5 protein-coding genes and 2 rRNA genes are annotated in these 8,490 nt (G+C 57.5%); 3 read left to right on the forward strand and 4 right to left on the reverse strand.

Features of this window, described 5'->3' with window-relative positions:
* The coding region (locus E1573_RS22205) for an immunoglobulin-like domain-containing protein (protein ID WP_256659601.1) at window positions 1–3,777 on the forward strand (3,777 nt) is incomplete at its 5' end.
* Between the two features lie 159 nt (window positions 3,778–3,936).
* Window positions 3,937–4,281, forward strand: coding sequence for a tryptophan synthase subunit beta (locus E1573_RS22210; protein WP_133216700.1), 345 nt, complete (start codon window positions 3,937–3,939; stop codon window positions 4,279–4,281).
* Between the two features lie 37 nt (window positions 4,282–4,318).
* Here E1573_RS22210 and lapD read toward each other — a convergent pair whose 3' ends face one another.
* Entirely contained in the window at window positions 4,319–6,265 is a 1,947-nt protein-coding gene (lapD, locus tag E1573_RS22215) for a cyclic di-GMP receptor LapD (RefSeq protein WP_133216701.1), read from the reverse strand.
* A 10-nt stretch (window positions 6,266–6,275) separates the two neighbouring features.
* Window positions 6,276–6,968 carry a cysteine protease LapG gene (gene lapG / locus E1573_RS22220; RefSeq protein ID WP_133216702.1) on the reverse strand — a complete coding sequence of 231 codons (693 nt, stop codon included), beginning with the start codon at window positions 6,966–6,968 and terminating at the stop codon, window positions 6,276–6,278.
* A 300-nt stretch (window positions 6,969–7,268) separates the two neighbouring features.
* On the opposite strand from lapG, the gene E1573_RS22225 reads away from it, so the two are divergent.
* A complete protein-coding gene (locus tag E1573_RS22225) occupies window positions 7,269–7,961 on the forward strand; it encodes a GntR family transcriptional regulator (protein WP_133216703.1) in 693 nt (230 codons plus the stop codon).
* Between the two features lie 154 nt (window positions 7,962–8,115).
* Here the strand turns inward: E1573_RS22225 and rrf (E1573_RS22230) are convergent.
* Together rrf (E1573_RS22230) and rrf (E1573_RS22235) are read right to left on the reverse strand one after the other, a co-directional pair.
* A 5S ribosomal RNA gene (gene rrf, locus E1573_RS22230) occupies window positions 8,116–8,231 on the reverse strand.
* 110 nt (window positions 8,232–8,341) lie between these two features.
* Window positions 8,342–8,457, reverse strand: a 5S ribosomal RNA gene (gene rrf / locus E1573_RS22235).
* Window positions 8,458–8,490: the final 33 nt, after the last annotated feature.

Raw genomic sequence — 8,490 nt, forward strand, 5'->3', positions numbered from 1 at the left:
GCCAGCAAAGTCACTGCGACCGTCACTGAAGTGAATGGCGGCAACTTCGAAGGCACCGACCTCAAAGGCGCGAATGCAACTGCAACCGTTGAAGACACGGTGCAAAACACCAAGGTCGAAGTCACCGCAGACGCGGCGAAAGAAGGCGACGCCAACGTCACCTTCCATTTCCAGCTGAGCAACCCGCCACAGGCCGGTTCCACCGCCGTGCTGACCGTCAATGTCGGCGGTAAAGACTACTTCGTCACCGTCGACAACAAGGGCTACGGCAAACTCGAAGTCCCGAACACCAACGTTGAAGACGTCTACAAAGACGGCAGCACCCTGACCGCGACCGTCACTAAAGTGAACGGCGGCAACTTCGAGGGTACTGACCTTACCGGCGCGACTGCGACCGCCGATATAAAGGACACCACCGACACCACCACAGTCGGTATCACCGGCACTACCTCGGTTGCCGAAGGCGACTCTGCCAACTACACCCTGACGCTGTCGAACAAGGCTGAAGCCGACGTCGTCATCAAGCTCAGCTACACCGGTACGGCCAAGGATGGCTCGGACTTCACCGGTGTCGCCACCGTGACCATTCCGAAAGGCAGCAGCACTGGTTCTTTCAGTGTGCCGATCCTGCGTGACGGCATTGCCGAAGGCTCCGAGAACTTCACGGTGAAGATCGACTCGGCCACCGGTGGCAACTTCGAGAAGCTGGAAGTCAGTGGCAGCGCTGGCAGCGTTACCACAACCATTCAGAGCAACGAAGCCCCAGTCGCTGCGGGTGGCGCTGCGACCGGTACTGAGGATTCGGACCTGGTGCTGACCTGGGCGAACTTTGGCATCACCGACGCCGATACCCCGGCCGCCAACCTCGGCCTGACCATCACTCAACTGCCTGCCGATGGCGTGCTGCAGTACAAGGATGGCAACGTTTGGAAAACGCTGACCACAGCCGATGCTGGCAAAACCTTCAGCAAAGCCGACATCGATGCCGGCAAGTTGAAGTTCGTTCCGGATCGCAACGAATCGGGTATCAATGCTAACGGCGGCAATGGTGTTGGCAACAAAGAGGCTGACTACGCACAAATCAAGTTCAAACCTACCGATGGCCAAGGTGTGGGCAATGAGTCGACCGTCAAGATCGATATCACGCCGGTTGCCGACGCACCGACTCTGATCATCGGCAGCAACAACGTGAACTCGATTGGCCTGATCAAGGAAACCTGGAACAGCCTGAACGGCTTGGGCACCAACGGTAACGGCATCACCGACAACGCGCTGAAGACCGTATTCGACAATGCCGGTAAACCCAACAGCACCTCGACGGTCACCAACGCCCAGTCCGACAGTAGCGTGACCGCTGGCTCGGGCTCGAAAACATCTGGTCTGATCTATCTTGAAGCCGGTAAAACCTACACCTTCAGCGGTATGGGTGACGACAGCCTGCTGATCACTATCGGCGGCCAGAAAGTGGCGTCTGCCACCTGGGGCAATGCCAGCGGTACGTTCACGGGCTCCTTCACACCGGGCGCCAGTGGTTACTACACCCTGGACATCTACCATGCGAACCAGAGTGGTCCGGGCAGTTATGACGTCAACCTGTCGGTCAACGGCAGCACCCCGGTTGACCTGAACAACAGCAACATCCCGATGTACCCGAGCGTGAACGACCTCACCAGCGCTGGCGTTACCGTCGGCGAACTGCACGGCGACAACGGCGAAGGCTACTACCAAGGTTACAAGCTCAATGAAGGTGCCGAGAATGGCACCGTCAAGCTGGTGGGCATCTCCTCCAGCCTGACTGATACAGATGGCTCAGAAACGCTTAGTGTCAAACTGGGTGGTATTCCGGAAGGCTCGATCCTCAGCGATGGTGCCGGTCACACCATCACCGTTGGCACGACAGAAGTGGATGTCACGGGCTGGAACCTCAATAGCCTGAGCCTCAAGCCGCCCGCTTATTACCAAGGCAAGTTCGACATCGCTGTCACCGCGACATCGACCGAGAAGGCCAACAGTGACGCGGCGTCCACTCCGGGCAAAATTACGGTCACCGTTCACCCAGATAGCTACCTCCCCGGCAACCTGACGGAGGTCAATGACGATAAGGCGCTGGGCAGCGAAAACGACATCGTCGTTGCCGACGTCAACGGTCTGCACGTTACCCCAGGGCAGGACTACAACCTGGCGTTCATTGTCGATACCTCGGGCAGTATGGGCAGCAAAGGTGTTGAGGCCGCGAAGAAATCCCTGGAGTCGGTATTCTCTACGCTGGCCAACAGTGTCAAAGGCGCGCAGTCCGGTACGGTGAATATCCTGTTGGTGGACTTCTCCGATCAGGTCAACACCACCATTACGGTCAATCTGGCCGACAAAAACGCACTCACTGATCTGCAAGCTGCACTGCAGAAGTTCTATGCCGGCGGCAATACCAACTACGAAGACGCGTTCAAAACCACCGCCAACTGGTTCCAGAACCTCAAAACCAGCGGCAGCACCGGTAGCAACCAGACGTTCTTTATCACTGACGGCAAACCTAACCGGTATCAAACCGGCGAGTCCGACCCGGTATTCAAGAACTCCAGCTTCACCCTGGACGGTGTGCTCGGCGCGATGAAGTACAAACTGGGTGATGTTGTCACTAATAAAATGGTAGGTGACTACAACCGGATCAGTATCGACAAAAACGGTAACCTCACAGCCGAGTACTACTCTGGCGGCCGCTGGCGTGACGATGACAAGGCCTCGGGTGAACTGCATGCTCAAGGCGACGGCACGTATGAGTTGTCGTATCAGGGCTGGTCGTCCTGGTACACCGACAGCAACTCAAAAGACTCGTTCTTGTTGCTGTCGAAGCACTCAAGTGTGGAGGCGATCGGGCTCAATAGCACTATCAACGACAGTGACCTGAAGTACTACGACACCGACGGCAAACCGCAGTCCAACATCGATCCGAGCAAGCTGGCCGAAGCCATTCTCAGTCATACCGAAGCCACTAACCCGGGCAACGACACTGTCAACGGCGGCGACGGCAACGACATCATCTTCGGTGACCTTGTCAGCTTCGACGGAATCGCCGGCAATGGTATCGAGGCAATTCAGGCTCTCGTTGCTCGCGAACTGAAGATGAATCTGGGCGATGTCGATGGCCGCGTACTGCACAAGTACATCAGCGAACACGTCAGCGACTTTGATGTTTCGCGCGCTAACGACGGTGCCGACACCCTGCTCGGTGGCGACGGCAATGACATCATCTTCGGTCAGGGTGGTGACGATCGTCTCGAAGGCGGCAAGGGCAGTGACATTCTGCTCGGCGGTAGCGGCAAGGATGTCTTGATCGGTGGCGCCGGGAACGACACGCTGGTTGGCGGAGAGGGCAATGACACCCTGCTGGGCGATGAGGGGAATGACATTCTCATTGGCGGCAAAGGTGACGATATCCTTACCGGCGGCAGCGGTGCCGACACCTTCGTCTGGAAAGCTGGCGACACTGGCAAGGATGTGATCAAGGACTTCAAGCCTGGTGAAGGTGACCGTCTTGACCTGAGCGACCTGCTCCAGGGCGAGAAGGCCAGCACCATCGACAACTTCCTGAAGATCACCACGGTCAATGGCGAATCGACTCTGCAGGTTAGCTCCGAAGGCAAGCTGAACGCCGCCGGTGGCCTGGCCAACGCCGACGTGTCGATCAAGCTGGAAGGCGTCAACTGGGCCAACACCACGATCAACTCGCTGGTGTCCGGTGCCGACCCGACCATCAAGATCGACCACTCCAACAGCTGATAGCCATCGACCTCGGCAGCCTGCATCTGGCAGCCGAGGTCGACAGGCTTGGCCTGTACCCTTCTCACGCGGCATACTCGCTCGCCAGGCTTACAGCCCGGTGAGCTTGGCCTATGCTGCTGACTGCGGTTACGGACTCAATTTGACGAGGGATTCCCCATGTTCTACGTGCAACGTGACGCACAGGGCCAGTTGCTTCGGGTAGAGGCCACCGCCTTCGACGAATACACGGAAGAATTGCCAGCCGACCACGCCGAAATTCAGGAATGGTTTGCTGACGACGTTGTCGAGAACAGTCTCAAACAGCTCAAACAGAGCGACCTGGACATGATCCGGGTACTTGAGGATTTGATCGAAGTGCTCACCACCAAGGGTGTGATCAGCATTACCGACCTGCCGGCCGGCGCTCAAGCCAAATTGCTCAGCCGCTCGAACGCCCGTCAGGTGCTGGGCGGCTTGACCAATTTGATCGATGACAGTGACGAGAACGGTGGCCTGATCTGAGCGCCGCAGGCCCATCAGGGCCTGCCGCTACCCTTCCCTAGCGCCAAGGGGCTGGCTCGCCCACCAGGCGCCCCTGAACCCCTTGGATGCCCATTTCGCGCAAGACTTTAAGCTCACCTTCAGTTTCGACTCGCTCGGCAATCAGCGGAAGGTCGATGCTGTGGGCGGCGCGCTGGATCGCTTCAATGAATAAGCGCTTGTGGCGTTCTTCATCGATGGCCCGAATGTAGCTGCCATCAATCTTCAGGTAGGCCAGCCCCAGATGGGCCAGGTTGCCGATCATACTGAATCGCCCGCCAAAACGTTGCAGGCTCAGGCTGAACCCAAGTGCCCGCAAGCGTCGGGTCAGCTGTTCAAGGGCAGCTTGGTCGGGTAGCTGCTCCTCGCCAATTTCCAGGGTCAGGCGTGGGCCCAACGCCGGGTTTTGACCCAGCAGTTCGTAAACCCGTTGCAAAGCGCTTGGGTCTGCCAGCGTGGCTGCCGACAGGTTCAACGCCAAGGCCTCTGTATGACCCTGCATGTGTTTGAGTACCTGTTCAAGCATCAGCACATCAAGCCGCGCCGACCAACCAAAACGCTCAAGCCAGGGTAGAAAGCGTCCGGCGGCAATCGCTTGGCCTTGAGCATCCAGCACACGCGAGATGACCTTGTAGTGCAGTACACGCTCCGGTGCATCGCTGGCTACCACCGGTTGGAAAAACAGCTGAAAGCGCCCTTGCTGCAGTGCCTCCTCAAGCAACTGGTGCCAGGCATGGTGAGTGTCGCCAGCCTGCGGGGCGGTTCCCTGCTCCAGGCAAACCCAGCCCGGCTCAACCTGGCTCTCCGCGCGCGCCAATGCTTCATCTGCCAACTTCAGCAGGGCCTGAGGGGCATCACCTGGGCTGTAAGGCGCCATACCAATACAAGCCACAGGCGAGACGTCGGTGGCGCCAGTGTCGGCCAGGCTCTGCAAGGTAACTTCCAGCGCCTGGGCGAGCTGCACTGCCTCTTCATGCACCAGGCCCGGTGCCAATACGGCGAATTCACCACCACGGCTGCGGGTGATCAGGTTATTGGTTTCCGGGTAGTTGGCGCAGGTACGTTGCAATTGCTGGCCTACCGCCTGGAGCAGTTGGTCGGTGCGCTGGCCACCCAAACGCTGGTTAAGCCCAGCCAGATCCTTGACCCGAAGCAGCAGCAGGTAACCTGGTCGGGCTTCCTCAATGTTGCTGACCTGAGCATTTAGCTGCATCTCGAAGTAACGGCGGTTGGCCAAGCCCGTCAGACTGTCCTGATAAGACTCGACCCGCAGCTTTTCACTGCGCTCGGCCTGTTCCTTGAACAGCGCTTTGAGCTTCTCGACCATCTGGTTCATGGCCTGGACCACCCTACGCAATTCCGGTGTGCTTGGCAGGTCAGGCAGGCTGAGGAATTCCCGGCGAGCGATGGCGTGAGACTGCGCCACCATGTAGTCCAGCGGCTTGAGCTGCCGACGCAGCAGCAACGCACCGAGCACCGCGCTCAATGCACCGCACAGTAGTAGCCAGCCGAGGCTGCCCAAGGCGCTCTGCCAGAGTTTGGCCAAAGCGAACATGGGATGGCTGACCACCTCAACCCGTGCGGCCTGCTGCCAGCCGCGACTGACAATGGCGTCCCCCCCCGCAGCCTCAAGGCCGATCAGGCGAATGAACCACGCCGGCACGCCATTGGCGTCAGCCTCAGCGTGACGCTCTACCAAAACCGCGTTGGAGCCCAGGTCGATAACCTTGATACTTGAGTAATACCCACTGTCAAAAATCGAGCTGACCATCAGCTCGACCATCGCAGGGTCATCGATGTTCGGTGTCAGCGACAGTGCCAGAGCGGTGGCCGCATCCTGAGCGTGTGAGCGCAACTGGTTTACGTACTGGCTCCGCGAGCTTTCCAGGCTAACCATGAAGCTGCCGCTGAACGCGACTACCAGGAACAGGCAGATGGCAAGCAGCAATTGTTTGAACAGAGACATCTGTGCTCCTTTAGTAAACCGGTTCGGCCGGGAAACCTTCGGCCTGCATCTTTTTCAGTAGATCCTGCCAACGCGACAATCGTTTAGTGTCACCAACCTTTTTGTTTCCTCCCGAGCCGGTCAACCACAGGCCTTCACCGTTGAAGGAATAGACTGGCAGCAGGTCGGTACGCTCACTGGCGGGCTTGATTGCGTCCATCAGGCTATCGAGTACCAGCGGCATGGCGTTGGGGCTTGAGTAATAGGTCAGAACCATATGCGCACGGTTCTGGCGCAACGCCTTGACGTAGGTGATGCGTAGTTTCTCCGCCGGGACCCCCATGCGCCGCAGGCTGAAGTACTTGGCGATAGCATAGTCCTCGCAATCACCCTGCCCCTTGATCAGTGCCTGTATCGGCGTTGCCCAGTAATCGACCTCTCGCCACAGGTCGATGTCTTCAACGTAACGTAGCTGGTGATTGAAGAACTGGTTGACCCGCTTGAGCTGCTCGGTTTCGCTCCCTTGCTTTTGCGTTGCCAGCATATTCTGCCAGGCATCGATACGGCCCTGCCCTGCCCCTAGCGGACCATACAAGGATTGAGCCTTTCGGCTGATCTGGGAGAAATCCCAATCTGCGTGCAGGCTGCCTAACAACAGGCAGCCGAACACCACGGCAAAACAAAGCCGGCGTACGGTCAAATGAACAGCCCAACGTATCGCCAATACGAAAACCTGCGCAAACCTGTGGATAAACGCCGATGGTGCGGCCTTACCTGTTAAAAAACAATGGCACCTTACAATCACAGCAATATCAACCTGCCCGCTCCTGGAGACTCCGTGACCTGTTAGTCGGGTCGGCTTCCCTTGGGGAAAAACTTCATTCACGATAGCAACTACCCATCACTCTCGCGGCCCACCAAGCGGTTCAGGCGTACGCCTGCGGGTTTGACAAGGATCCAGGCACTAACTAGGTTGATTGGATCCAATCATTAAAATTTCCCAACATTAAGGACAGAGTAAAGCGTGACCGAAAAATCCAGATCCTTGAGCGAAATACTGGGCAGCGAGCAAATACCGCCGCACCTGGCTCGTAGTGTGATTGAAGAGCGGTTGCGCAACGCCATCCTGGACGGCCGCCTGGCGCCCGGTAGAGCCCTGCGCCAACAAGAACTGGCAACGTTGTTCGGTGTCAGCCGAATGCCCGTACGAGAGGCTCTGCGCCAGCTTGAGGCACAGTCATTGCTACAGGTGGTGGCACACAAGGGTGCCGTCGTTGCTCCGCTGATTGGTGAAGATGCGGTAGACACCTATGCGTTGCGAGTGATTCTGGAGTCCGAGGCGCTGCGTCAGTCGATACCTCTGCTTGAGGCCGATGATATTGCCCTCGCTCGCAGCTATATCAAGCAGCTGGAAAACGAAACCCGGCACGCTGAAATCGGTCGCCTGAACCGGTTGTTTCATATGAGCCTGTACAGCAAGGCTTCCAACAAGAAGCTATTGCGCTTGATTGAAATTGAGCTCAATGAAGAAGAGCGCTTCCTGCGCTTTCACCTGTCGTCGATGGGCTTGGGCAAACTGACCCAGGATGACCACAACGGCTTGGTCGATGCGGCTAACGATAAGTCAGTCGAAGAGGCGATCAAGGTGCTTGAGCGCCATCTGAACACTGCAGCGAAGACCATCAAGGCCTACCTGAGCACTCAACCGGAAGTATGAACAGTGGGAGCGGGCTTGCCCTGCGATGGCGGTGTGCCAGGTACATCGCCATCGCCGGGCAAGTCGGGTCGCCGCACCGCCGCTCCTACAGGTTTCCACGGGCGGAAAAGACAAAACCCCTGTCTGCAGGGCAGACAGGGGTTTTGGAATTGAATCTTGACGATGACCTACTCTCACATGGGGAAACCCCACACTACCATCGGCGATGCATCGTTTCACTGCTGAGTTCGGGATGGGATCAGGTGGTTCCAATGCTCTATGGTCGTCAAGAAATTCTGTGTGCTGGCCCGTCTGTTGCGACGTACCTGCGAATTCTTGATGCTTCTACTATAAAGACAAAACCCCTACCTGCGTGTGCAGATAGGGGTTTCGGAATTTAATCTTGACGATGACCTACTCTCACATGGGGAAACCCCACACTACCATCGGCGATGCATCGTTTCACTGCTGAGTTCGGGATGGGATCAGGTGGTTCCAATGCTCTATGGTCGTCAAGAAATTCTGTTGCCAGAAGGTCTTGTTAGACACT

It is taken from the genome of Pseudomonas sp. H9, assembly GCF_004353925.1.
GTDB lineage: Bacteria > Pseudomonadota > Gammaproteobacteria > Pseudomonadales > Pseudomonadaceae > Aquipseudomonas.

What these genes read in the sequence shown, in the direction of transcription:
- E1573_RS22210 (WP_133216700.1), top strand. Translation starts at nt 3,937, where the DNA reads ATGTTCTACGTGCAACGTGACGCACAGGGCCAGTTGCTTCGGGTAGAG.
- lapD (WP_133216701.1), bottom strand. Translation starts at nt 6,265, where the DNA reads ATGTCTCTGTTCAAACAATTGCTGCTTGCCATCTGCCTGTTCCTGGTA.